Annotated in this window: 24 protein-coding genes and 1 riboswitch; of the genes, 12 read left to right on the forward strand and 12 right to left on the reverse strand. The window is 35.0% G+C overall.

Going from position 1 to position 26,310, the window contains the following annotated elements; translation table 11 throughout:
• Positions 1 to 90: 90 nt before the first annotated feature.
• Entirely contained in the window at positions 91 to 1,998 is a 1,908-nt protein-coding gene (gene acs / locus AC0UBM_RS14600) for an acetate--CoA ligase (protein ID WP_475689110.1), read from the forward strand.
• A 59-nt stretch (positions 1,999 to 2,057) separates the two neighbouring features.
• Here acs and fahA read toward each other — a convergent pair whose 3' ends face one another.
• Positions 2,058 to 3,347: a fumarylacetoacetase gene (gene fahA, locus AC0UBM_RS14605; RefSeq protein ID WP_475689111.1), complete on the reverse strand. Its 1,290-nt coding sequence runs from the start codon at positions 3,345 to 3,347 to the stop codon at positions 2,058 to 2,060.
• 109 nt (positions 3,348 to 3,456) lie between these two features.
• Here fahA and glyA point away from each other — a divergent pair, with 109 nt between their 5' ends.
• Positions 3,457 to 4,731, forward strand: a complete 1,275-nt coding sequence (gene glyA / locus AC0UBM_RS14610; protein WP_475689112.1) for a serine hydroxymethyltransferase — start codon at positions 3,457 to 3,459, stop codon at positions 4,729 to 4,731.
• A 121-nt stretch (positions 4,732 to 4,852) separates the two neighbouring features.
• Here glyA and ppnP read toward each other — a convergent pair whose 3' ends face one another.
• A complete protein-coding gene (gene ppnP, locus AC0UBM_RS14615) occupies positions 4,853 to 5,134 on the reverse strand; it encodes a pyrimidine/purine nucleoside phosphorylase (RefSeq protein ID WP_475689113.1) in 282 nt (93 codons plus the stop codon).
• Between the two features lie 158 nt (positions 5,135 to 5,292).
• Positions 5,293 to 6,369 carry a YncE family protein gene (locus AC0UBM_RS14620; protein WP_475689114.1) on the reverse strand — a complete coding sequence of 359 codons (1,077 nt, stop codon included), beginning with the start codon at positions 6,367 to 6,369 and terminating at the stop codon, positions 5,293 to 5,295.
• Between the two features lie 336 nt (positions 6,370 to 6,705).
• Positions 6,706 to 6,920: riboswitch (cobalamin riboswitch) on the reverse strand.
• 204 nt (positions 6,921 to 7,124) lie between these two features.
• On the opposite strand from AC0UBM_RS14620, the gene AC0UBM_RS14625 reads away from it, so the two are divergent.
• The 4 genes from AC0UBM_RS14625 to AC0UBM_RS14640 all read left to right on the forward strand — a co-directional run bounded on the left by AC0UBM_RS14625 (position 7,125) and on the right by AC0UBM_RS14640 (position 11,574).
• Complete coding sequence (locus tag AC0UBM_RS14625; RefSeq protein WP_475689115.1) at positions 7,125 to 8,279, forward strand: ABC transporter substrate-binding protein; 1,155 nt, start codon at positions 7,125 to 7,127, stop codon at positions 8,277 to 8,279.
• Positions 8,280 to 9,308, forward strand: a complete 1,029-nt coding sequence (locus AC0UBM_RS14630; protein WP_414036939.1) for a FecCD family ABC transporter permease — start codon at positions 8,280 to 8,282, stop codon at positions 9,306 to 9,308. It abuts the gene before it with no gap.
• Between the two features lies 1 nt (position 9,309).
• Positions 9,310 to 10,104, forward strand: coding sequence for an ABC transporter ATP-binding protein (locus tag AC0UBM_RS14635; RefSeq protein WP_475689116.1), 795 nt, complete (start codon positions 9,310 to 9,312; stop codon positions 10,102 to 10,104).
• Between the two features lie 75 nt (positions 10,105 to 10,179).
• Entirely contained in the window at positions 10,180 to 11,574 is a 1,395-nt protein-coding gene (locus AC0UBM_RS14640) for a DNA recombination protein RmuC (protein WP_475689117.1), read from the forward strand.
• A 54-nt stretch (positions 11,575 to 11,628) separates the two neighbouring features.
• On the opposite strand, the gene AC0UBM_RS14645 is transcribed toward AC0UBM_RS14640, so the two are convergent.
• The 3 genes from AC0UBM_RS14645 to AC0UBM_RS14655 all read right to left on the reverse strand — a co-directional run bounded on the left by AC0UBM_RS14645 (position 11,629) and on the right by AC0UBM_RS14655 (position 13,883).
• Entirely contained in the window at positions 11,629 to 11,850 is a 222-nt protein-coding gene (locus AC0UBM_RS14645; protein ID WP_475689118.1) for a hypothetical protein, read from the reverse strand.
• Positions 11,851 to 11,858: 8 nt separating this feature from the next.
• Positions 11,859 to 13,202: an adenylosuccinate lyase gene (purB, locus tag AC0UBM_RS14650; RefSeq protein ID WP_475689119.1), complete on the reverse strand. Its 1,344-nt coding sequence runs from the start codon at positions 13,200 to 13,202 to the stop codon at positions 11,859 to 11,861.
• A gap of 111 nt (positions 13,203 to 13,313) precedes the next feature.
• Entirely contained in the window at positions 13,314 to 13,883 is a 570-nt protein-coding gene (locus tag AC0UBM_RS14655) for an adenylosuccinate lyase (RefSeq protein ID WP_475689120.1), read from the reverse strand.
• 36 nt (positions 13,884 to 13,919) lie between these two features.
• On the opposite strand from AC0UBM_RS14655, the gene AC0UBM_RS14660 reads away from it, so the two are divergent.
• From AC0UBM_RS14660 to cls, 3 genes are read left to right on the forward strand one after another with little or no spacing between them, the layout of a single operon-like run.
• Positions 13,920 to 14,393 carry a heme-binding domain-containing protein gene (locus AC0UBM_RS14660; RefSeq protein WP_475689121.1) on the forward strand — a complete coding sequence of 158 codons (474 nt, stop codon included), beginning with the start codon at positions 13,920 to 13,922 and terminating at the stop codon, positions 14,391 to 14,393.
• Between the two features lie 3 nt (positions 14,394 to 14,396).
• Positions 14,397 to 15,641, forward strand: a complete 1,245-nt coding sequence (locus AC0UBM_RS14665) for a glycosyltransferase (protein WP_475689122.1) — start codon at positions 14,397 to 14,399, stop codon at positions 15,639 to 15,641.
• Between the two features lie 3 nt (positions 15,642 to 15,644).
• Positions 15,645 to 17,102: a cardiolipin synthase gene (cls, locus tag AC0UBM_RS14670; protein ID WP_475689123.1), complete on the forward strand. Its 1,458-nt coding sequence runs from the start codon at positions 15,645 to 15,647 to the stop codon at positions 17,100 to 17,102.
• A gap of 11 nt (positions 17,103 to 17,113) precedes the next feature.
• On the opposite strand, the gene AC0UBM_RS14675 is transcribed toward cls, so the two are convergent.
• On the reverse strand, positions 17,114 to 18,349 hold the full coding sequence (locus tag AC0UBM_RS14675) for a M48 family metallopeptidase (RefSeq protein WP_475689124.1): 1,236 nt from the start codon (positions 18,347 to 18,349) through the stop codon (positions 17,114 to 17,116).
• A gap of 28 nt (positions 18,350 to 18,377) precedes the next feature.
• The gene (locus AC0UBM_RS14680) at positions 18,378 to 19,172 is read right to left on the reverse strand and encodes a TrmH family RNA methyltransferase (RefSeq protein WP_475689125.1); all 795 of its coding nucleotides are present in this window, start codon (positions 19,170 to 19,172) and stop codon (positions 18,378 to 18,380) included.
• 85 nt (positions 19,173 to 19,257) lie between these two features.
• Here AC0UBM_RS14680 and AC0UBM_RS14685 point away from each other — a divergent pair, with 85 nt between their 5' ends.
• Positions 19,258 to 20,061 carry a DUF6503 family protein gene (locus AC0UBM_RS14685; RefSeq protein ID WP_475689126.1) on the forward strand — a complete coding sequence of 268 codons (804 nt, stop codon included), beginning with the start codon at positions 19,258 to 19,260 and terminating at the stop codon, positions 20,059 to 20,061.
• Positions 20,062 to 20,128: 67 nt separating this feature from the next.
• Here AC0UBM_RS14685 and AC0UBM_RS14690 read toward each other — a convergent pair whose 3' ends face one another.
• Positions 20,129 to 21,202, reverse strand: a complete 1,074-nt coding sequence (locus AC0UBM_RS14690; protein WP_475689127.1) for a DUF3810 domain-containing protein — start codon at positions 21,200 to 21,202, stop codon at positions 20,129 to 20,131.
• Positions 21,203 to 21,277: 75 nt separating this feature from the next.
• Here AC0UBM_RS14690 and AC0UBM_RS14695 point away from each other — a divergent pair, with 75 nt between their 5' ends.
• Positions 21,278 to 22,738, forward strand: a complete 1,461-nt coding sequence (locus AC0UBM_RS14695; RefSeq protein ID WP_475689128.1) for an aminoacyl-histidine dipeptidase — start codon at positions 21,278 to 21,280, stop codon at positions 22,736 to 22,738.
• A gap of 64 nt (positions 22,739 to 22,802) precedes the next feature.
• Here the strand turns inward: AC0UBM_RS14695 and AC0UBM_RS14700 are convergent, their stop codons facing one another.
• The 3 genes from AC0UBM_RS14700 to AC0UBM_RS14710 are packed head-to-tail and all read right to left on the reverse strand — an operon-like array spanning position 22,803 to position 25,498.
• Complete coding sequence (locus tag AC0UBM_RS14700; RefSeq protein ID WP_475689129.1) at positions 22,803 to 23,915, reverse strand: peptidylprolyl isomerase; 1,113 nt, start codon at positions 23,913 to 23,915, stop codon at positions 22,803 to 22,805.
• A 30-nt stretch (positions 23,916 to 23,945) separates the two neighbouring features.
• Positions 23,946 to 24,485: a gliding motility-associated peptidyl-prolyl isomerase GldI gene (gene gldI / locus AC0UBM_RS14705; RefSeq protein WP_414036924.1), complete on the reverse strand. Its 540-nt coding sequence runs from the start codon at positions 24,483 to 24,485 to the stop codon at positions 23,946 to 23,948.
• Positions 24,482 to 25,498 (reverse strand): DHH family phosphoesterase, encoded by a 1,017-nt coding sequence (locus AC0UBM_RS14710; protein WP_475689130.1) that lies wholly within the window; start codon positions 25,496 to 25,498, stop codon positions 24,482 to 24,484. Before AC0UBM_RS14710 ends, gldI begins: the two co-directional genes overlap by 4 nt.
• Before the next feature lie 86 nt (positions 25,499 to 25,584).
• On the opposite strand from AC0UBM_RS14710, the gene AC0UBM_RS14715 reads away from it, so the two are divergent.
• Positions 25,585 to 26,004, forward strand: a complete 420-nt coding sequence (locus AC0UBM_RS14715; RefSeq protein WP_414036922.1) for a nucleoside-diphosphate kinase — start codon at positions 25,585 to 25,587, stop codon at positions 26,002 to 26,004.
• Positions 26,005 to 26,310: the final 306 nt, after the last annotated feature.

Raw genomic sequence — 26,310 nt, forward strand, 5'->3', positions numbered from 1 at the left:
TAGAAAAAGTTTACATATTGCGTTAAATTTTTATATTTTAGAAGTGTGTTATCACGACATCAAATTAACTTTTAAAAACCAGAGTATTTAATGAGCAATTATCACATAAAACATTTAGAAGAATATTATCAAGTATATAGAAAATCGGTTCGCGAACCCGAAAATTTTTGGGAAGAAGTAGCAGAGGAACACTTTATGTGGCGTAAACGTTGGGATAAAGTGCTGACTTGGGATTTTAAAAAGCCTGAAATTAAATGGTTTGAGGGTGCTCAATTAAATATTACTGAAAATTGTATCGACCGTCATCTTCGAACTAAAGGAGATAAAACAGCCATTATTTTCGAACCTAATAATCCTGAAGATGAGGCTGAGCATATTTCCTATCTACAACTTCACGATCGCGTATGCCAAATGGCAAACGTAATGAAAGATAAGGGGATTAAAAGAGGAGATCGCGTTTGTGTGTATTTACCCATGATTCCAGAATTAGCAATTTCTTTACTAGCCTGTGCGAGAATAGGAGCGATTCACTCGGTGGTATTTGCAGGGTTTTCATCTAAAGCGTTATCATCTAGAATAAACGATAGTGAATGTAAAATGGTAATCACAGCCGATGGATCTTACCGTGGTGCTAAGAGCATCGATTTAAAAGGGATTGTAGACGAGGGCTTAGAGTCTTGTCCGTCTGTAAAAGATGTGTTGGTTGTAAATAGAATCGGTTCGGATATCACTATGAAGGAAGGTCGCGACGTTTGGTTGCAACCCTTGTTAGATGAAGCATCTCCTAATTGTGAACCAGAAATTATGAATGCGGAAGATCCGTTATTTATTTTATATACTTCTGGATCTACAGGGAAACCAAAAGGAATGGTGCATACCACAGGAGGATATATGGTGTATACAGCATATACGTTTAAAAATGTGTTTCAATACCAAGACGGCGATGTCTATTGGTGTACTGCCGATATAGGTTGGATTACCGGGCATAGTTATATTGTGTATGGGCCTTTAGCAAATGGTGCTACTACAGTAATGTTTGAAGGCGTTCCTCAGTATCCAGATTTCGGACGTTTTTGGGAAATTGTAGAAAAGCATAAAGTCAATCAGTTTTATACTGCACCAACGGCTATTCGCGCCTTGGCAAAACAAAATATTTCATTTGTTAACGATAGAGATTTATCGTCTTTAAAAGTTTTAGGATCTGTTGGAGAACCTATAAATGAAGAAGCTTGGCACTGGTACAATGATAATATTGGAAAGCATAAGAGTCCGATTGTCGATACCTGGTGGCAAACTGAAACCGGAGGTATTATGATTACTCCAATTCCGTTTGTAACACCTACTAAACCTACATATGCCACATTACCTTTTCCAGGAATTCAACCAGCATTAATGGATGAAAATGGAGAGATTATTAAAGGAAATCAGGTCGATGGACGCTTGTGTATTAAGTTTCCTTGGCCAGCAATAGCACGAACCATTTGGGGCAATCATGAACGGTATAAGGATACGTATTTCTCGGCTTACGACAATATGTACTTTACCGGAGATGGCGCATTGCGAGACGAAGTTGGATATTATAGAATTACAGGTCGTGTAGATGATGTGATTATTGTCTCTGGACATAACTTAGGAACAGCACCTATTGAAGATGCGGTTAACGAACATCCAGCAGTTGCAGAATCTGCCATAGTTGGATTCCCGCACGATGTTAAAGGAAATGCACTTTATGGGTATGTTACTTTAAAAGAAACTGGAGAGTCTAGAGATCAGAACAACTTAAGAAATGAGATCAATCAGTTAATTACAGACCGTATTGGACCAATTGCTAAATTAGATAAAATTCAGTTTACAGAAGGCTTGCCAAAAACTAGGTCAGGTAAAATTATGCGTCGTATTTTAAGAAAAATCGCAGGAAAAGATATTAGTAATTTAGGAGATACAAGTACGTTATTAAATCCAGAATGTGTTCAAGATATTATAGATAAAAGTTTATAAGCGTCGAATCGTATAAAGCAATAAAAATCCCGATGTATCATCGGGATTTTTATTATATGTTATTTTTTCTTCGGTATAAATACAGGAAGTAATTCGGTTTTAACTTCTCCAAAACCAATTCGACTACCATCGTTTTCACAATATCCTCTCATAACAACTGTATCGTAATCATTTATAAAATTACGCTCTGTTCCATCTTTTAAAGTAATAGGTTTTGTGCCTTTAACTGTTAATTCAAGCATCGAACCTAAAGATTCTGGTGTTGGGCCAGAAATGGTACCACTTCCCATTAAATCTCCTGAGTTTACAGGACAACCATTAATGGTATGGTGAGCAAGTTGTTGTGACATATTCCAATACATATGTTTGAAATTTGAACGACAAACAACTGTTTCTTTCGCTTTTTTGGGTTGAATAGCAACCTCTAAATTGATATCGAAACTTTTCTTACCTTTAGTTTGTAAGTAAGGCATTTGCGCTTTAATAGGTTTCGGACCTTGAACTCTATACGGCTCTAAGGCATCTAAAGTTACTATCCAAGGCGACATGGAAGAGGCAAAGTTTTTCGATAAAAACGGACCTAACGGTGCGTATTCCCAACTTTGGATATCTCTAGCGCTCCAATCGTTAAAAAGGACTAATCCAAAAATATATTCTTCAGCTTCATTTACAGGAATTGGTTCCCCTAAATCGTTAGCATCAGTTGTAATAAACGCTAATTCTAATTCAAAATCTATTCGTTCAGACGGACCGAACACGGGGTCTTTTGCACCTTGAGGTAAGGTTTGTCCTTGCGGTCTATGAATTGGAATTCCAGAAGGGATTATAGACGAACTTCTACCGTGATAACCTATTGGTATATGTAACCAGTTAGGAAGTAAAGGTTCTTCTGGACCTCTAAACATGGTTCCAAGATTAGTAGCATGCTCAATATTAGAATAGAAATCGGTATAATCTCCAATTTCTATAGGCAATTGCATTTCAATTTCATCTAAACGAAACAATACAACTTCCTTATGTTTTTTGTTATTTTTTAAAATATCATTATCAATATCAAAAATATCAGCAATTTTATTACGTACCGCACGCCATGTTTTTCTACCGTCGGCAATAAAATCGTTTAAAGTGTCTTGAAGAAAAATATCATCTGTTAATGGAATGTCGCTAAAGTAACCCAATTGATGTAGTGCACCAAGATCGATTGCTGTATCTCCAATACGCGTTCCTATAGTAATGATATCGTCTCGAGTAAGAAATACACCGAAAGGAATGTTCTGTATAGGGAAATCCGAATTCTTGTCGACATGTAGCCATGTCTTACGACCTGGATTGTTGGCTGATATTTGCATAACGTTGTTTTGTTGTTTGTTTAATAAATTATATTCAAATATATGTTTTTTGGTGTATTTAACTAATCTATTTGTTATTTTTGACTAATTTTTAACGATAAATAAAATTATGCAACGCGACGAACAAATTTTTGAATTAATAGAAGCAGAAAAACAACGCCAACTACATGGTTTAGAGTTAATTGCTTCAGAAAACTTTGTAAGCGACCAAGTAATGGAAGCTGCAGGATCTGTTTTAACAAATAAATATGCTGAGGGTTATCCTGGTAAACGCTACTATGGCGGTTGCGAGGTGGTAGATGAAGTAGAGCAAATTGCGATCGATCGCGCAAAAGCACTTTTTGGAGCGGCCTATGTAAACGTGCAACCACACTCTGGAAGTCAGGCAAATACAGCTGTTTTTGCAGCGTGCTTAAAACCTGGTGATAAAATTTTAGGTTTCGATTTATCTCACGGTGGACATTTAACGCATGGTTCTCCAGTAAATTTCTCTGGAAAATTATATAATCCTTCTTTTTATGGTGTAGACCAAGAAACAGGAGTTTTAAATTACGATAAGATTCAAGAAATTGCTACTAAAGAGCAACCAAAATTAATAATTGCTGGTGCTTCTGCATATTCACGTGATATCGATTTTAAACAATTCCGTGTTATTGCAGATAGTGTTGGTGCTATTTTAATGGCCGATATTTCTCATCCTGCAGGTTTAATAGCAAAAGGAATCTTAAACGATCCAATTCCTCATTGTCACGTGGTTACAACTACAACGCATAAAACGTTAAGAGGACCAAGAGGAGGAATGATTATGATGGGTGAAGATTTCGATAATCCTTTCGGAATTACACTTAAAAATGGAAACAAAAGAAAAATGTCTTCTTTATTCGATTCTGCTGTATTCCCAGGAAACCAAGGTGGACCTCTAGAGCATATTATTGCGGCGAAAGCGATTGCTTTTGGTGAAGCCCTTACAGATAATTACCTTACTTATATGTTACAAGTTAAGAAAAATGCTTCGGCTATGGCAGATGCTTTTGTAGCAAAAGGGTATAATATTATTTCTGGAGGAACAGATAACCATATGATGCTTATCGATTTAAGAAATAAAGATGTGTCTGGTAAACAAGCAGAAGAAGCATTGGTAAAAGCAGATATTACTGTAAATAAAAACATGGTGCCTTTCGATGATAAATCGCCATTTGTAACCTCTGGTATTCGTATTGGAGCGGCTGCAGTAACTACACGTGGATTAAAAGAAAGCGATATGCAAACTATTGTAGACTTGGTTGACGAAGTGATTATGAACTTAGAAGACGAAGCTGTTTTAGCTGCTGTTGGAACTAAAGTAAATGCACTTATGGCCGATAGACCATTATTTGTATTTTAATAGGTATACATTTTACATATAAAAAAGGCTGTCTAATTTGATTAGACAGCCTTTTGTTTTTTACGCATTTTTCATGGTCTGAAAATAGAAACGTAATGGTATGTAATAAGGATGTATGCTATTATTTATACTGACATAAATAAGACGTTTGCTCAGACACTTTAACTTGAAACGTTTTATTAGCTTCTATCTGATAAGCTTCTCCCGCTTTATACGTTTCCCAGCTACTAGATCCAGGTAATAATACAGTCATTGTACCTTCAATAACATTCATAATTTCATGTTTGTCGGTTGCAAATTCGTAAGTTCCTGCTTCCATAACGCCTAAAGTCGATGCTCCGGTTGCCGATTGGTAGCCTAAAGATTTTACATTGCCTTCAAAATAGGTGTTGCTCGATATCATAATATTTGGTTTAAATGAATGCTAAAAGTATAACAATGCTTTATAAAGGCCAAGTAAGTATAGATAAACCCTAAAAATTCAGAGTATCACAGAAATAAAAAATCGCCTAAAAATTACTTTCTAGACGATTCTTATGGGTTAATGATGTATTTGGGGTATTAATCGTTGAAATAAAATCCGTTTGGTGAAATACCAGTGGTAAATGAATTTAGGGATGCTCCAGAAGTCGTATACGTATATACTGCTCCAGCTGAAGCGTAGTCTTTAGCATCTCCAATGTATATAATGTTGTCTTCTACTTCAAATCCGTAAATACCGAAAGCACCCTGAGAAGCAACATCGATTAGTGCTGTGGTTGGTAAGGCATCATTTAGTCCTTTCGTGTATACTTCAGTTCCTAATGTATAGTACATAATATCATCTTCAATTTTTAAATGAGATGGGTGTACACCAACTTCAAAATCTAATACTTCATCTATAGAATTGTCAGACATTTTAATCTTTGTAATAGCACCTGAAGTTTCTTCACCAGTAAACCAATCATATTTTCCTGAAGATAATACGTATAAATAACCATCTTCTTCTTCCATAGTGTCTGGAATATCTGCTACAATTATAGTGGTTTCAACAGTGTTGTTCGCTAAATTAATTACAGAAATGGTATTCCCAAAACCGTAACCACCTTTATGTGCTACATATAATTTACCGTCTTCTTCAACCAAAGCTTCTGGACCTTCAGCAACAGAAATTGTGGCTTCTACTGTATTGGTATTGCTGTTTATTACGGCTATAAAATCGTCTGTAGAATCGTTAGGATCTCCCCAGTTACTAACGTATCCTTTGTCATCTTCAAACACCATGTATCTCGGTGTATAAATATCATTAGAAATGGTTGTAATGTCCATCATAGTATAACGGTCCATCACTTTTACAACGCTAGAGTTGTTAATTGCGATGTAAGCTTTGTTATCTTCGAAAGCCATACTTTGGGCCACATCTCCTAAAGTATCACCATTTTTAGTAAGATATATATCATTAGTCAATTCGTCGATTGCATTTATAAACGAGATAGAGGCATTGTTTTGTGTAAATGCACCTTCATTTAATACGAAAGTTCCATTTTCGTAATCGCCTTGAGGGATATTTGGAGTTCCATCGTCGTCGTCAGTACTACATGAACTTAAAAAGGCCGTGCTTGCTAAGGCAAGTACTAAAAATTTGTTTATCTTTTTCATAGTTTAATTAATTATATATTAAGGTTTAAGTAATTTTTTTATACTGTTTTGATGGTTTTAAATCTAAATTTTAATTGATTGAAAATAGCGTTTTACGCCCTTCAGACGCCGTTTATAAAGGCGCGGAATAGATTGCACGCCTAATCGATATAATTTAGAATAAATGGGGGTGTTATAAGATGCTTTTATTTGCCAATTATTAAAAAAATGGAGATAACCACGTTTCTGAATTAAGTGATTCAAGACCCAAAAAGGTGTAAGAACACATGCAAATAATAAAAAATAAAGTATTAGTTTTTCTTCCATATATTTTAAGACTCTTTACCCGAAAGTCAATTAGTTTAGCTGAATTTGGCAGGTCTCCTGACTTTCGTCTTGTTAATTACCTTCCCAATTTTAAATTAAAACCAGTGGTGTCTTGAAGTTGTATTAACAAGCATTTTGCAAAGCAAAACTAAGATTACAGTTGCGGGAACAGTTTGAGGTTTACACTCAATTCCCTTTTAATCCATTATTTAATAATAATATGAACCAAAATTCGTGGCAAAACTAATGTTTTTATTTCTACTATAATATAAAACCTGTTTTTTTGTCGCATAGTTTGAAAATTACTGAGGCATTTTCAGCTAAAAAATTAAAAATATGTATTTCGTCTGAAATTTATATGCTTACATTTGAGGTGTATTTTATATTAAAATTAGGTGTGCATTTGTCCATTTTTAGCCAATGTAATTCACTTTTCAAATTTCAATAAAATGAAACCTTTACAGTTAAAATTTTTGGTTATTATACTTTTGGTATGCGCTTTCGGTTGTAAAAACGACGCTAAGGCGGTTAAAGACGTACCAGAGCAAAGTATAGATTTAGTCTTGAAACATGCTAAAGGCTTTTCGGTTAAATCGTATAAAAACTATAAAGTTTTAGAAATTTACAGTCCGTGGCCCAAAGCCGATAAGAGTTATAAATTTGCATTGATCGATAAAAATCAGATGGATAAAGCAGATTTAAATACAGACGATTTCGAATCTATAATTTCTATTCCTATAGAACGTATAGTAGTCACTTCGACAACGCATTTACCTGGTTTAGAGTTGTTGGGAGAAGATGAGAAGCTAGTCGGCTTTCCGGGAACACAATATGTGTCTTCAGAAAAGATAAGAACACGAATAGATAATAAGGCCGTTCGCGAACTTGGTAAAAATGAGGGTGTAAATACAGAAGTACTCTTAGAATTACGTCCAGAGGTGGTGATTGCTTTTGGAGTCGATGGAAATAATGCCTCTATGGAAACGGTTAAAAAGGCTAATATTCCGGTGATTTATAATGGCGATTGGGTGGAAGAAACACCGCTGGCAAAAGCCGAATGGATTAAACTTTTTGGGGTGCTTTTTAATAAGGAAGACAAAGCAGAATCTGTTTATAATACCATTGAAACGGAATATGTTATGGCCAAAACCCTGGCCCAAAATGTAGAAAATAGACCGAGTGTATTTAGTGGAGCCATGTATAAAGATGTTTGGTATATGCCAAATGGAACAAGCTCGGAAGCACAGCTTTTAAAGGATGCAAATGCAAATTACCTGTGGAAAAACACACAAGGTTCGGGAAGCTTAGCTTTAAATTTCGAAACCGTTTTTAACAAGGCTAAAATGGGAAAGATTTGGATTAATCCATCTATTTATGGAAGTTTACAAGAATTGGAAAAAGCGAATATTCATTACACTAAATTCGATGCTTTTAAGAAACAAAACGTATATTCTATGTCTAATACCAAAGGCGAAACGGGCGGTGTATTGTATTACGAATTGGGCCAAGCTAGGCCGGATTTGGTACTTAAAGATTTAATTAAAATTTGCCACCCAGAATTACTTCAAGATCATGAGTTGTTCTTCTTTAAAAAACTAAATTAATTGCCAAATCAACAGACATATTCAACTGCTTTTATAGTGCTTATTGCACTACTAGTTTGTTGTTTTTTTATTAATATAAGTTTGGGCTCGGTTTCTATTCCGTTACATGCTGTATTTGATAGTGTTCTTGGAACAGCTACAAATGAATCTTGGAGCTATATCATTCAAAATTACAGATTACCAAAAGCCATTACAGCCATTTTAGTCGGTTCGGGATTAGGCATTTCAGGACTCTTAATGCAAACCTTATTTAGAAATCCTTTAGCGGGACCATTTGTGCTAGGAATAAGTTCTGGAGCGAGTTTAGGTGTTGCTTTAGTAATTTTAGGTTCAGGACTTTTTGGTGGCGCTTTTGCCGTTTTGCTTACTTCAAAATGGAGCGTTGTTATAGCGGCTAGTTTAGGTAGTTTTTTAGTGCTTTTATCCGTGTTAATTGTGTCGTCTAGAGTACGAGATACCATGGCGATTTTAATTATCGGACTCATGTTTGCAAGTATAACAGGAGCCATTGTAGGTGTGTTGTCTTATTTTAGTTCGGCCGAACAGCTACAGCGCTACGTGTTTTGGGGCTTTGGAAGTTTAGGAAATTTATCGTGGGTAGAATTGGGTGTTTTTGCACTCATTTATGGCGTTGGTTTAGTCCTTAGTTTAGCATCTATAAAGGCACTAAACACATTATTGTTAGGCGATAATTATGCCAAAAGTTTAGGTCTTAATATTAAACAAAGTCGCTTGTTTATTATAGTAGCGACAAGTTTACTAGCAGGAACCATTACGGCTTTTGCTGGTCCTATTGCCTTTATCGGACTCGCGATTCCGCATTTAACACGGCTAGTATTTAATACCTCTAATCATAAAATATTGTTACCTGCAGTGCTCTTGTTTGGCGGTATTATTATGCTGATTTGCGATACCATTGCACAGATTCCTAATAGTGATTATACGTTACCTATTAACGCCATTACTTCTTTAGTTGGAGCACCTATCGTGATATGGTTATTAGTAAGAAAACGAAATTTGATGTTTTAAGATGAAAGATACACGCACACATATCGTTTTAAAAACTGAAAACATATCTATTGGGTACCGTGCTAAAAAGAACGTACATGTGGTTTCTAAAGATATTAATATTGCGCTAAGAACAGGAGAATTGATTGGTTTAGTAGGAGGAAATGGTATCGGAAAATCGACCATGTTACGTACGCTTACCAATACACAACCGGCGTTAAGCGGACAGGTTTTTATAAATAATAAAGCGGTTACAACTTATGATGCTTTAGAGTTGGCGCAAGTATTAAGTATAGTGTTTACCGAAAAATTAACCTCTAAAAACTTGTCGGTGTTCGAGTTGGTTGCATTGGGAAGACAGCCCTATACCAATTGGATTGGGACTTTATCTGATGTAGATTTAGAGCAAGTAGATCACGCTTTAAAACTTACCAATATTGAATCTTTAAAGGATAAAAAATGTTTTGAATTAAGCGATGGGCAACTTCAAAAGGTCATGATTGCTCGTGCGCTAGCTCAAGATACAGATTTAATTATTTTAGATGAGCCAACTACGCATTTAGATATGTATCACAAAGCCTATATTCTTAAATTACTTCAGAAATTAGCTAAAGAAACAGGGAAAACCATTTTGTTTTCGTCTCACGAAATCGATTTGGCGATTCAACTTTGCGATACCTTAATTGTAATGACTCCAGAGCGCGTGGTGTCCGATTCACCATGTAATTTAATTCAGCAAGGCGTGTTTAGTACTTTATTTCCCGATGATTTAATTCAGTTTGACGCTTCTACAGGAAGCTTTCGTGTGAATAAATAAGTGTGAAATCTTAGTATTTGCATTCTTTTCCTTCGACTAAAAACGACTATATTTGAGTCCTTTCAAACAAATTTCATGAACGATACTATTATATTATTGGCATCAATAGGCGTTTCTGCTCTCGTAGGAATGGTTATCGGGTTTACACTGTCTAATTTAAAAAATAAAGGTGAATATAGTAGGATAGAAGAACGCTATGCGCAATTGCTTCAGCAGTTTTCTGAATATAAAAAAGATACAATGTCTCAAAACTTGAAGCAGGAGGATGCCTTTAAAGTTCAGTTGGAGACACTTCAGAAAAACATTTTAAAAATTGAAAGCGATCGAGAAGACATCCGCAGAGAAAAAGAGTTTTTAAATACAGAATTAACCCGTAGAAATTCCGAATTTGAAAACCTAAGGCAACAAAATTTACAGCGTGAAAAAGATGTTATAAAGCAACAAGAACAGCTTCGCAAGGATTTTGAATTGATGGCGAGTAAAATTCTAGAGGAGAAGTCTGAAAAATTTACACTTCAGAATAAAGAAAATTTAAAACAAATTTTAAATCCGTTGCACGAAAAAATTCAAGGTTTCGAAAAACGTGTAGAAGAATCTCAGAAGGAAAGTATAGGTATGCATTCTGCTTTAAAAGAACAATTGTTGGGGCTTAAAGATCTGAATGTTCAAATGACAAAAGAAGCTACCAATTTAACCCGAGCTTTAAAAGGTGACAGCAAATTGCAAGGAAACTGGGGAGAACTGGTCTTGGAACGCGTACTCGAAAAGTCGGGGTTAGAAAAAGATAGAGAGTATTTTGTACAGCAACATTTTACGCGTCCCGATGGCACTAGAGTGTTACCTGATGTGGTTTTGCATTTACCGGATAATAAGCGCATGATTATAGATAGTAAAGTATCTTTAACGGACTATGAACGTTTAGTAAATGCCGAGGAAGATACCGATCGGGCTTTATATTTAAAAGCACACGTTAATTCTATACGTCGACATGTCGATCAGCTTTCTGCTAAAAACTATCAAGATTTATACGATATGGAATCTCCAGATTTCGTACTGCTTTTTATTCCGATAGAACCCGCGTTTGCCGTAGCTATTAACGACGATAATTCCTTGTATAATCGAGCCTTCGAAAAAAACATTGTTATCGTAACACCGGCGACTTTATTGGCGACTCTGCGTACAGTTGATACCATGTGGAATAACGAAAAACAGCAACGTAATGCAAAAGAAATTGCCAATCAGGCTGGTGCTTTATACGATAAGTTTGATGGCTTACTAAAAGACCTAACAGGTGTTGGTAAGAAACTAGACGATGCTAAAAAAGACTATGCTTTGGCCATGAATAAATTATTTGATGGTCGTGGAAACTTAATCTCTAGAGTTCAGAAGTTAAAGAAAATGGGAGCCACATCTAAAAAGAGTTTACCGGAGTCTGTTTTAAAACGTGCTTTAGGAGACGAAGAAGAATAAAAAAAGCAGCCGTAAACAGCTGCTTTTGTATATTATGTATGAGACGGTTAAAAATTAATCCGAATCAATATTCATGTTTTCTTTGGTTGAATCTTTCTTTTTATAATCCTTAATTGGCGCTTTACCACCAGTAAATAAATTAGCTACAACCAGAATAAATGCTACCGATATTAGCGCAATTACAACAATATTATCTAATATATCTAGTATCCCAGATATTATAAATCCTAAAGAAACAGCAATCGCTAATGTAAACGAAGTTTTATCTGAAAACATATTAATTTTTAAATCCCTGTATAATTACTAGGAGTAATAGCCTTTAATTCTTCTTTAATTTCAGAAGATACTTCTAAGGTATCAATAAAATTTGAAATAGACAATTGGTTTATTTTTTCATTTGTTCGTGTTAATCCCTTTAAAGCTTCATAAGGATTAGGATAGGCTTCGCGACGTAAAATGGTCTGAATCGCTTCAGCAACTACTGGCCAATTGTTTTCTAAATCTTGAGCAAATTTATCTTTATTAATAAGTAATTTGTTTAGCCCTTTTAAAGTCGATTCAAAACCAATTAATGTATGGCCAAAAGGGACACCAATATTTCTTAAAACTGTACTGTCTGTTAAATCACGTTGTAATCTTGATACCGGTAATTTAGAAGATAAATATTCAAAAAGAGCATTTGCAATACCTAAGTTCCCTTCACTGTTTTCAAAATCTATAGGGTTTACTTTATGCGGCATAGCAGAACTTCCAACTTCACCAGCTTTAATACGCTGTTTAAAATAATCCATAGAAACGTAAGTCCACACATCGCGATCTAAATCGATAAGAATGTTATTGATACGTTTTAAGTTATCGAACATCGCAGCCATATGGTCGTAATGTTCAATTTGTGTGGTTGGGAAGGAATGGTGTAATCCTAAAGTATCTTGTACAAATTTACTTCCGAATGCTTTCCAGTCTATATTTTTGTAAGCCACATTATGGGCATTGTAGTTTCCTGTTGCACCACCAAATTTTGCAGCATGAGGAACCGTTTCTAGTAATTTAAATTGTTCGCTTAAACGGACCACAAAAACGTCTATTTCTTTTCCTAAACGTGTAGGAGATGCTGGCTGACCATGTGTTCTAGCCAACATAGGAACATCGCTCCATTCTTGAGCTAAATCCTGCAATTTGTCTTTAAGTACTTTAAATTTTGGTAAATAAACCTCTATTAAAGCTTCTTTAATACTTAACGGAACCGCCGTATTGTTTATGTCTTGAGAAGTTAATCCGAAGTGGATAAATTCTTTAAATTCAGAAATATTTAAAGCATCGAATTTTTCTTTAATAAAATATTCAACAGCTTTAACATCGTGATTTGTAACACTTTCAATTTTCTTAATTGCTAAAGCATCTTCAGTTGAAAACGATTTGTAAATCTCACGTAAATCTCCATAAAGATTAGTGTTGAAATCTTTAAGTTGTGGTAACGGAATTTCGCAAAGCGCAATAAAATATTCAATTTCTACCTGAACTCTATATTTTATTAAAGCTTCTTCAGAAAAATAAGGAGCTAAAGAACTTGTTTTGCTTCTATAACGACCATCTATAGGCGAGATAGCATTAAGTGTTGATATTGACATGTGTAGTTAATTTTTTTAAAGCGCAAATATACGTATTCCTTGCCTTTTTTAGGAGATATTATAAAAGGATTTCGTTAAATATTTCATAGAAATGTTAAGAGTTTGAATATCTTATTTTTTGCCATTAATTTGTCTTAAAATTTTGCGGGCTCTAGCTTTATAAGCAGCGCTTTGGCTAAGATAGTCACGTTCTAAAATAATGGCTAACTCGGGATGAATCCATGGAAACTCCTTTCCCAATGCATATAAAGTGGACATAGCATACGCTTTTGTCGCTACTTTTTCGTTAGTAATCATATAATCAAAACATACCGAAATGATACGTTCTTTATGTTGCTGTGAAAACAAGAAATTTAAAGTACTATTTTCCGAGATATTAATTTTTTCCGCCAAATATTCGCATATTTTTGCCACGGGACGAACGGCAGAATCTAAATGCACAAGATGTATTTTAGAGGTAAATTTATCTATATAAGGGAGCACGAGGAGTAGGTTTTTTTTACAGGCAAATTCTAAAACCCACCCAGCACGACAGGATAATCTATCGTCTACCATAAATAAGATGTCTAATAAATTATCAATTAATGACGGGTTATCTATAATAAGTTGGGTGTATTGCACCCGTTTTTCACGAGAGTGATCCACATCATTTAATTGTTCGTAAAGTTGTGCTGTAGTCACTTATTTGTTATATTTTTAATTACTAAATTTAAATAAATGAAAGGTCTTAAGAAAATATTACTGCTAATTTTAGTGGTGTTTGTAATTGCTCAGTTTTTTAAACCAGAACAAAATACAGGAGATTTAACATCTATAGAACCCTTTCTTGAAGAGACAAATCCTCCAGAACCTGTTAGGGTTATTTTAAAAGAATCTTGTTACGATTGCCATAGCGATTATACTAGATACCCATGGTATAGTCATATAACACCCGTGAACTATTGGTTGGCAGAACATGTTAACGATGGAAAAAAACATTTTAATGTAAGTAAATGGAACAGTTATTCGATTAAGAAAAAAGATCATAAAATTGAAGAGTTAATTGAAATGGTTGAAGCTAAAGAGATGCCATTAGAGTCTTATACTTTAGCACATTCCGAAGCTAAATTATCGGAAGCAGATATTTCGAGTATTAAAGAATGGGCAGAACATGTTCGAATTAAACTGACTTTATTACCGAAGCCACAATAACCTATGACAAACGTATTAATTATTGGTTTTGTATGGCCAGAGCCAAAATCGTCTGCCGCAGGAAGCAGAATGATGCAACTCATTGAAGCCTTTCAGTCCCAAAATTTTCAAATCACTTTCGCGAGTCCAAGTTGTAAAAGTGAGCGAGGAGCAGATTTAAAAGTGCTGGGAATTAGGGAAGAAACCATTGCTTTAAACAACTCTAGTTTTGATGCATTTTTAAATGAATTGCAACCCAATATTGTGCTTTTCGATCGTTTTTTAATGGAAGAACAGTTTGGTTGGCGTGTAACCGAACATTGTCCGGATGCGTTGAAAATTTTAGATACCGAAGATTTGCACTGTTTACGTAAGGGAAGACAACAGGCGTTTAAAGATAAAGCTACATTTAATGACGATTACTTGTTTAATGAATTTGCGAAGCGTGAAATTGCTAGCATTTATAGGTGCGATGTAAGCCTTATGATTTCTGAAGTTGAAATAGATATTTTGACTCAAAAATTTAAGTTGCCTGAGAACTTACTGCTGTATATACCGTTTATGTGCGATTCCATCTCTGAAATAGAGCAGAAGCATTTACCCGATTTTCAAGATCGTGAACATGTTGTTACGATCGGAAATTTTCTACACGAACCCAATTATCAATCGGTGTTGTATTTAAAACAAACCCTTTGGCCACTTATAAAAAAGCAACTTCCAAAAGCAGAAATACATGTTTATGGCGCTTATGCGTCTCAAAAAGTAAACCAGTTGCATCATCCTAAAGATCGATTTTATATAAAAGGTTTTGCAGACGATGTGAATGAAGTGATGAAACATGCCAAAATTTGTATGGCACCATTAGTCTTTGGAGCTGGATTAAAAGGGAAATTGGTAGATGCGATGATAAACGGAACGCCTTGTGCGATGTCTTCTATCGCGGCAGAAGGAATGTTTGGCGCGCAAGAACCCAATGGTTTTATAGCCGATGATGTAGAGGAATTTGTTGCGAAAACCACTGAGCTTTACACAAATAAAACGTTGTGGACTAAAAAACAAGACCACGGATTTAAAAATTTTAATTCGCGATTTAATAAGTCGTACTTTCAACAACAGTTTTTAGCACATATAGTTTATCTTCAAACGCATTTAAAATCTCATCGTTTACATAATTTTACAGGCACGTTATTACAACACCATAGCATGCAAAGTACAAAGTTTATGTCGCGATGGATTGAAGAAAAAAACAAACACACTAGTACTACTTAATTTATGGATTGGACTCTAATTTTAAAAATCACCTATGGAATTATTGTGCCTTTGGTGTGCTTGCGTGTGATTTACGATACCAATCACATTTCTAAAACCTTGTCGTATTTACTGTTGGTAATCTTTGTTCCTGTGTTCGGAATTATCTTCTATTTTTCATTTGGAATGAATTATAGAACACGGAAAATTTACAGTAAAAAACTCTTTAATAATATTAAGTTAGAAAACCGATTAGAAATTCAATTGCAGGATTATGCGAATAAAATTATTAAAAACAAGAAGGAATTATTCGCCTCAAATAAAAAGTTAGTCCGCTTATTGTTTAAAGAAATTTCGAGTCCGTTAACCAATAAAAATGAAGTTGACTTATTAATTAATGGAGAACAGAAGTTCCCAGAAGTGTATAAAGCTATTGAAGCGGCCAAGCATCATATTCATTTCGAGTATTATATTTTCACAGACGATGTCGTGGGAAAAAAAATAGAAGCACTTTTAATTAAAAAAGCCAAAGAAGGTATCCAAGTCAAATTTATGTACGACGATTATGGTAGCAGTTCTATTCGTAAGAGTTTGGTATTAAGATTGAGAGCGGCAGGCGTAGAGGCGTATCCGTTTTATAAAATTAAATTGATCTATTTAGCCAATAGAATGAACTACCGCAACCACCGTAAAATTATTGTAATCGATGGTCGTGTTGGTTTTGTTGGCGGGATAAACGTTAGTGATAGTTATATAAACGACATAAATACAAAAACTACTACCTATTGGAGAGACACGCATTTAAAGATTCAAGGTCCAGCAGTTTGGTATTTGCAATATCTGTTTTTATGCGATTGGAATTTCTGTGCGAATTGCGAGATTGAGCCAGAAGGCAATTTGTTTCCTGAGTTAGATTCTTTCAAGACCAAGTCTAATGTAGCTATTCAAATAGCGGCTAGCGGACCGGATTCTGAAACACCAACCATTTTATATTCGTTGTTGCAAGCTATTAATCTCGCCGAAGAGGAAATTTTAATAACGACTCCGTATTTTGTGCCTAACGAAAGTATAATGGATGCCTTATGCATTGCAGCAATGAGTGGCGTTAACGTAAAACTATTAGTGCCACGAAGCTCAGACTCTAGAATTGTAAATGCGGCAGCGAGTTCTTATTATACAGAATTGCTTGAGTCTGGAGTTCAAATATATCGCTATACTAAGGGGTTTATTCATGCTAAAACCATGGCTATAGATAGTGAAATAGCTATTGTAGGTTCGGCAAATTTGGATATGCGTAGTTTCGATTTAAATTTCGAAGTGAACGCTATTGTTTACGATCGTGATATAAATAAACAACTTAAAGATGCCTTTTACGATGATTTAAATCATGCGTCCGAAATTGATTTAGAACGCTGGAAGGAACGTGCCTGGTACCATGAACTGTCAGAAAAAATCGCACGTTTGTTATCGCCGCTATTGTAAATTATAAAGAGCTATTTCCGCTTTAAATTTTGAATCCTACTAAATAGGGTAGGATGCGAGTAATGCATAAACACATACGCCGGATGTGGCGTTAAATTGCTTAAACTGGTTTTAGATAATTTCTTAAGTGACGTTATCAAGTCGTTAGCATTATAAGTGTTTTTAGCATAATCGTCGGCTTGATATTCAAACTTTCGCGAGAAAATGTTCATTACAAGACTAGTTAACTCACTTATCGGACTGTAAAGCAATCCGAAGGCGATTAATCCCACGTGGAAACTAGGAATCTCAACACCAATAGCATGAGATAATAACGGGTTTGAAATGAATAGCGATAACACAAAAAGAGTTACGCCTGTAAGTAAAATAGAAGCCACCAGATTAAAAATAATATGCTTCTTTTTATAATGCCCAACTTCGTGAGCGAGTACAGCCACAATTTCGTTTTCGGTTAAATCGTTAATTAAAGTATCGTACAAAGTAACTCGTTTTTCGCTTCCAAATCCAGAGAAATACGCATTGGCTTTGGTACTGCGCTTAGAGCCATCTATAACAAAAATATTATCTAATTTAAAACCTACAGTGTTTGCATAATTAGAAATTTTTTCTCGTAAACTACCATCTTCTAAAGGCACTTGTTTGTTAAAAAGAGGTACAATTAATTTGGCATAAAACATATTCATTAATAGGCTAAATACAGCAATTAAAGCCCAAGCATAAAGCCAAAACTGTTCGCCTGCTATATCGTAAAACCAAATAATAAGGGCCAAAATTCCACCTCCAATTATGGCAAGCATAAACCAACCTTTTATCTTATCTATAATAAACGTGGTCTTCATGGTTTTGTTAAATCCGAATTGTTCTTCAATAACAAAAGTCTGATAGTAATTAAAAGGCGTCGTTAAGATATCGCTTCCCATCATTATTATTCCAAAGAAAATAATGGCTATAATAATTGAATTATCACTAAAACTTCTGGCAATATTATCTACAAACTCAAAGCCATCTAGTGCTAAAAAGACTAAGGTTAAAACAATAGAAAAGGTAGATGTTATTAAACCAAATTTATAATTTGTTGCCTTATAGCGTTGCGATTTTTTATACGCTTCGTCATCATAAACAACTTGTAGCTCTGTAGGTAATGCATCGTTAAAATGTTTAGCATTTAAGGCATCCAAAACCTTATCGACTATAAAATCGATAATAATTATGGCAATTATAATATAAAATAAGGTCGTAGAAGTCATAAATTAAAATGGGAATTTAACTGAAAAATTAAGCGAATTGCCGCTGACGTTTAGCTTCGAAAACTAAAATTCCCGCGGCTACAGAAACGTTCATAGAATCGATTTCGCCTTGCATTGGAATAATAATATTTTGTGTGGCCTGATTTCTCCACGCTTCGCTTAAACCTGTAGCTTCGGTACCAACCACCAAAGCTGTTGCTGTGGTATAGTCTTGAGTGTGATAAGGTTTTGAAGCTTGTAATGCCGCACAAAAAATATTAATGTTTTTAGATTTTAAAAACGAAATAATATCTGCTGTACTTCCTGAAGCGACCTGATTAGTAAACACGCAACCCACGCTAGAACGGATAATGTTTGGATTGTATAAGTCCGTTTTAGGATTCGCTATAATAAAAGCATCTACATTCGCGGCATCGGCAGTTCTTAATAACGCACCTATATTTCCTGGTTTTTCTGGAGCTTCAGCAATTAAAATTAAAGGATTAGGTTTATCGAAAGTCAAGTCGGATAAGTCTAATGTTTTAGATTGAGCTATGGCTATAACGCCTTCGGTAGTATCGCGATAGGCCAATTTTTGGTACACGTCTTTAGAGACTTGAATAATTTCGGTAGCGGCCGATGTTAACGTTTCAATTTGAATATTGTCAATATAATCATTGCAGTATAAAAGCGTATCTATGGTATACTGCCCTTTTAAAGCGAGGGAAATTTCACGTTGACCTTCAATTAAAAATGTTCCCGATTTTTTGCGGTCTCGAGACTTATCTTTTAACTGAACCAACTGTTTGATGTAACTATTTTGAGTGCTTGTAATATCTTTCATAAACTAAAAAAAACAAAAGTAAATGTTTTAGATGTAATTAATACCTTTTGAATTCGTCAAAGACCGTAAATCATTATAAAATACTATGAAAAACACTTTACTACTTTTACTAATTGTTGCTTTCGCATCTTGTAAGCAATCTACCGAAAAGAAAATCACAGAACAGGCAACGTCAGAAGAGGTCGTTACTCAAGACACGGCATCTAAAAACTATCCAGAGCACATCTCTAAGGTTTTTGAAGCGCACGGTGGTTTAGAGACTTGGAATGCAATGCAAACTTTAGCATTTACGATGCAAAAGCCAGATGGTGCCGAAGTTACAACTACCGATTTGAAAAGTAGAAAAGCGCATATTGAAATGGCAAACCACAATTTAGGTTTTAATGGGAAAGATGTGTGGTTACATTCTAAAGATACCACAGTTTACAAAGGAAAACCTAATTTTTATTATAATTTAATGTTCTATTTTTATGCGATGCCTTTTGTATTATCGGATGATGGGATTACTTACACTGATGCAGAACCGTTACGTTTTGAAGGTGTTGAATATCCAGGAATTAAAATTTCTTATGGTGCAGGAGTAGGTGAGTCGCCAGACGATGAATATATAATTTATTATGATGCCAAAACCAATGAAATGACTTGGTTAGCTTATACCATGACGTTTTTTGCTAAAGAGAAAAGTAAAAAATTCAGCTATATTAAATACGGAAATTGGCAAGATGTAAATGGTGTGAAATTACCAAAAGCAATACAATGGTATAAAGTGGTAGATGGAAAACCTGTAGAAGTTAGAAATGAGGTTGAATTTTCTGATGTGACAATTTCTAAAGACAAACAAGATAACTCGTTTTATGAAGCTCCTGAAGGTGCTAAAATAATAGAGTAATTTAAAATTAGTTATATATTAATTTAAAATGTTAACAGAGAGCAAGAGTGCGCTTTGTTAACATTTTTTAGTATTGTGTGGGTTTGTCGTTAAAATAATTCACCAAAAGGGCCACGACATAACTATAACTTTCCATACCGCCTTGCTGGTTATTGGCTTCTAAATACGAGTTATACGTCATTTTAAAAATGGGCTCTAACGGATTCTGATAGCTTTCCCAAAAGGTGCGTGTTTCGTCGTAATTCTTTAAAATTCCTTGATGTACAGTTTCTACTAAGGTCTCGTATTGTGCGGGGTCGCGACGGTAAATTTCGTTTAAACAATGGCGCAGTCCAAATGCATATCCGGAGTATTTCATGTAAATGTCATCGTTATTTATAGTAGCTAAGCACCCAATAAAATTAGCTTCATTTTCGGCTGCATAACCTAATTGATGCGCCATTTCGTGAGCCGATGTAGTTGGAAATTTATAAGAGGGAATTAAGTAATCGACTTGTGCCTCATTAGTCAGCGGATTTAAATAACCACTAAACCCCATATAGGTTAACGGTACACTAAACAGGGACTTTTTGATGCTTCGGGGCTGATAAGCAAGATGCGGATACTGCTCCTCAAGATTCTTATATCCGGATTCCGAACGTTTAAATATTTCCGATTTACTATAAGGCATTTCAACTTTTACCGTGTCGTTTTTAGTAATTTCGAACTGTAGGGCATTGGTTGTTTTTATTAATTTTCGAGTAACGGAAACGAGTTGTTCTGTGGTATAATCGGCCTCTAGATTTAAATTTTTATGTAAAGGTAATCGGTAATAATTCATGCCCCAGAACAAATGAAAGGCAAAGTATAATAGGGTTACTGCCGATAAAATATCGATAAGCCATTCTTGTGTATTTCTAAAGAAACCTTTTCTATTTACAATCAGCCACCTCATGATATATATAATACCGAAAGCATACACCAAATCGCCAAACGAAAATGGAATCCAGCCTAAGCCATAACGCAGTGCTTTAGAGATTATAGGGTATATCCCATTACTATAATAATGTTCTATGATTTCTGGGTAATTCGATAAGAATTTTACTAGAAAGTATACGGGAAGCAACGAAAATGCTAGATATGTTTTTGGGTTTTTAAGCATGCCTCAAAAATAGGCAAATGTTTGTAATTGCTTAATGCTAATACGTACCTTTGTGAAACATTATAAAACGAAATTATGAATTCAGAAATAAGAGCACTAGAACCAAAAGCCCTTTGGAACAAATTTGCAGATTTAAATGCTGTGCCAAGAGCCTCGAAAAAAGAAGAGCAAGTTATTGCCTTTATGAAAGATTTTGGGTCGTCTTTAGGATTGGAAACTATTGAAGATGAAGTTGGAAATGTAATTATTAAAAAGCCAGCAACTGCCGGTATGGAAGATAGAGCGCCTATTGTAATGCAATCGCATTTAGATATGGTTCACCAAAAAAATAACGATACGGTTTTCGATTTTGCTACACAAGGTATAGACATGTATGTCGATGGCGATTGGGTACGTGCAAAAGGGACAACGCTTGGTGCCGATAATGGTTTGGGAGTGGCTACAATTATGGCTATTCTAGAAAGTAACGAGATTGCACATCCGCCACTTGAAGCCTTATTTACTATAGACGAAGAAACCGGAATGACAGGTGCACAAGGTTTAAAAGGTGGTGTTTTGGAAGGAAACATTCTTTTAAATTTAGATACCGAAGAAGATGATGAAATTGGTGTAGGTTGTGCCGGAGGAATCGATGTTACGGCAACGAGAACGTATGAAGAAGAAGAAACTCCTGAATTTAAATTAGGATACAAAATTACTGTTAATGGTTTACAAGGTGGACATTCAGGAATGCAAATTCATGAAGGCTTAGGAAACTCGAATAAGATTTTAAACCGTTTATTATTTGACGGATTTGAAAACTTCGGATTACGTATTTCTGAAATTGATGGCGGAAGTTTACGTAATGCAATACCAAGAGAAAGTAAAGCTATAGTTGCTGTAGATGCAATTCATCAAGAGGCTTTCGAATTGGAGATGAAACTTCAAGGTGCTACAATTCAAGAGGAATTAAAAACGATGGAACCAGATTTAAAGGTGACTGTTGAAGCTGTAGAATTACCTGAAACTATTATGGACTTAGGTGTGCAAGAAGGTTTAACTAGAGCATTATATGCTGCGCATAATGGGGTATACCGTATGAGCGCTGATATTCCTGAATTGGTAGAAACGTCTAATAATATTGCTCGAGTGCTTGTAAAAGACGGTCATATTAAAATAGGTTGTTTAACACGTTCTTCGGTAGAAAGTTCTAAATGGGATTTAGCAAACACATTGCGTTCTGCATTCGAATTAACAGGATGTGAAGTGGAGTGTACGGGAGATTATCCAGGATGGGCACCAAATATGGATTCGTCTATTTTAAAAGTGTTAGATACCACTTACCAAAATATGTACGGTGAAAAAGCACATGTAGCCGCATGTCATGCTGGATTAGAGTGTGGTATAATCGGATCTAATTATCCAGATATGGAAATGATTAGTTTTGGACCGACAATTAAAGGGGCGCATTCTCCAGACGAACGCGCTAGTATTTCTTCAGTACAGAAATACTGGAACTTTGTTCTTGAAATTTTAAAGGAGATTCCTAAAAAATAGAATATATTATATATAGAAAAAGCCGCTAATTATAGCGGCTTTTTTTGTGTATTACAGTGAAATATTATTCAGCTAAACCAATAATTTCTAAATCGAAGATTAAGTTTGTGTTTGGAGCAATAACAGGTGGTGCACCTCTTTCTCCGTATGCTAAATAAGAAGGAATAAATACGCGAGCTTTATCGCCTAAATTCATGTTTAACATAGCTTCTCTAAAACCAGGAACCAATCCAGCACGTTCGTTATATATCATTGGAAATGGTTTGTAACCTCCTTGCACATCACGTTGTTCTTGGTATTTATTGTATTTCTTAGCAATTTCTGCCATAGACGTGTCAAATAACTCACCGTTTTCAAAATAACCCGCATAATTAATTAGTACACGATCTGCACTTGTAGGTGTAACACTTCCTTCTCCACGCTCGGTATAAATCATAACAACACCGGTCTCTAATTTCTTTACTTCACCTTTTAAAGCTTCATTTTCTTTAATAAAGTCTTCTTTTGCGCGTTCTAAATTAGCTAAAGCTTCTTCTTTTTTACGTTCTATTTCTTTAAAACTTTCTAAGAATACAGCGTTAGCATCGAATTTTTTAGCAGCAGAACCTTTTCTAATAATGTTTATAGAGTTAATTACTACATCCTCTACAGGTTTGTCGCCTGGGCCAACTTCTACACTAGAAATAGAATCCTGAACGTCTTGTCCTATAACCAATTCACCAAAAACAGTATGTCTGTTATCTAAATTAGGAGTAGCAACATCTGTAATAAAAAACTGACTTCCATTCGTGCCAGGTCCAGCATTTGCCATAGATAAAATACCTGGTTTGTTGTGTCTTAAACTATCATTAAATTCGTCTGCGAATCTGTAACCAGGACCTCCACTTCCCATTCCTGTAGGATCACCTCCTTGAATCATAAATCCATCGATGATACGGTGAAAAGTAAGGCCGTCGTAATATCTTTTTCCTGTGTAAGTACTGTCTACTTTAGTATTAGTTCCTTCTGCAAGAGATACGAAGTTAGCTACAGTTACGGGCGTTTTTTCGAACTCAAGGTTAGCAACCATAGTTCCTTTGTTTGTATTAATTTCGGCATACATCCCGTCTTCTAAATCTGGATATTTAGTATCGCATGCAGTAAAACTTACCAATAGGGCAAGCAAAAATAGTTTCATTGATTGTTTTAATAATGTCATTGTGTGGAATTAATTTTCGGTTATTGAATGAATTGTTACTTTACAAATAAGTGGTGTATTTGTTTTTATTTTATTTTGATCGCCATAATAGCCATAAGCAATTGCAGAAGGAAACAAAAATGTTGCTGTTTCTCCAGCTTTCATTAGTTTTAGTCCTTCGCGTAAACCGGTAAATAATTCTTGTTTATCTACAATATAGGTGTCGGGCTTAGTTTCTGAGAATGAATAAACCAATTCTCCATTTATATTTTTAACGTTATAATCGAACTTTACAAGATCTCCAAAATTTGGATTTGGCAAGGAGTCCGATTCTACCTTAGTATTATAAGTATACCAAAAGCCGTTCTGAGAAGTTAAATAGTCTTGGTCTGGATTTGCATCCATTATATCTTGAAAACGTGTTTTCTCGTTTTCGTATAATTTAATGTTTCGCTCTATAGATTCCGTTACAAACGAACCACTTTTTACAGAAATTGGTCGTCTTGCCTCTGGAGATTTACAGCTTAATACACTTAAAATGACCAAACAACACCATCCGATTTTTTTCATGAGACTAGTTCCTTTTTATGATCGGGTAATATAGTAATAAATTTTTCAACGGTTTCCTCTAAACTCAAATCGCTTTTTCCTCCTGCAGCATTGGTGTGTCCACCGCCTTCAAAATACTGTCTAGAGAATTCGTTTACAGAAAAATCGCCTTTAGAGCGTAACGATATTTTAATAATGTTATCTTTTTTATGCTCTATAAAAATAGCGGCGAAAATTATATTATCTAAAGATAATCCGTAATTTACAAAACCTTCGGTGTCTCCTTTTTTAAAATCGAATTGATTTAACTCGTCTTGAGACAAGGTAATATATGCTGTTCTTAATTCAGGAATGACTTTTAAGTTTTTTAAAGCACAACCTAAAAGCTGAAGTTTAGCATAGCTATTGGTATCGTAAATGGCATTATGAATATTGGAGTTGTTCGCACCGCTCGCAATTAGTTTGCCTACAATTTCATGAGTCTGGCTGGTTGTTGAAGAGAATCTAAAAGAGCCAGTATCCGTCATAATTCCTGTGTATAGACAGGTTGCAATATCTGCGGTAACTTTATTTTCGTCGCCTAACATCTGTATAAAAAGGTATACCATTTCGCAGGTAGAACTCATACTAACGTCAGAAAACACAAATTTTGCATAATCGTCTGGTTGTTGGTGGTGGTCAATCATGATTTTAATTGCTTGACTGTCTCCAATACCATCGCCCATTTGTCCGACGCGGTGTAAGGCATTAAAATCTAATGTAAAAATAATGTCGGCGTCTTGTAATAATGTATTACAACGTTCTGTTTCGGCCTCATATTTTAAGACGGTTTCGTCTCCTGGTAGCCATTTTAAAAAGTGCGGATAATCGTTTGGAGCCATGACGATGGCATCGTGATTAGCCGATTTTAAATAATGATATAACGCTAAGGTAGACCCCATAGCATCTCCATCTGGATTTTTATGAGGAACAATTATAATTTTTTTTGGAGTACTTAAAAGTACTTTTATTTGGGTGATTTCTGCTGATGTCATAAGGGGCGAAGATACAATTTTTTAATATGCGATTATATTGTATTTCTTAAGAAATATATTACTTTTGGCACAAATTTATAAAAAGAATGGCAACAAATAGAACTTTTACAATGCTTAAGCCGGATGCGGTTGAAAACGGACACATTGGCGCAATTTTAGAAAAAATCAATGCTTCAGGATTTAGAATCGTTGCACTAAAATTAACGCAAATGACAATTGCAGATGCTCAAGAATTTTATGCAATACATAAAGAGAGACCTTTCTTTGGTGAACTAGTAGAATTTATGACTAGAGGACCTATCGTTGCTGCAATCTTAGAAAAAGAAAATGCAGTTGAAGACTTTAGAACACTTATTGGAGCAACTAACCCTGCGGAAGCTGCCGAAGGCACAATTCGTAAATTGTTTGCTAAATCTATCGGAGAAAATGCCGTACATGGTAGTGATAGTGATGAAAATGCTGCAATTGAAGGTGCATTTCATTTCTCAGGAAGAGAGATGTTTTAGGTAAAAAATCTTGATAAAATATTTAAAGCCTGTAAATTTTTACAGGTTTTTTTATTTTAAGACAGTTTAAAATTTGAATCTATTAAAGATTTATTTATTTTTCCATTATGGAAGTTGTGAATTTACCGAAACAGCCATGTGCTATTGTGTCTTACCTAAGGGTAGGTAGGTTATTATACTATTCACTTTTCCTTTTTATCTTAGAATCTTGGGTGTATTGGAAATTTCTAAAAGCCTCATTTCAAAAAGATAATTTATGGATCCAGGGCTTCTGGATTTGGTGTTTCCTTTTTTCGTTTGTCCACA

It is taken from the genome of Formosa sp. F44, from assembly GCF_056238645.1.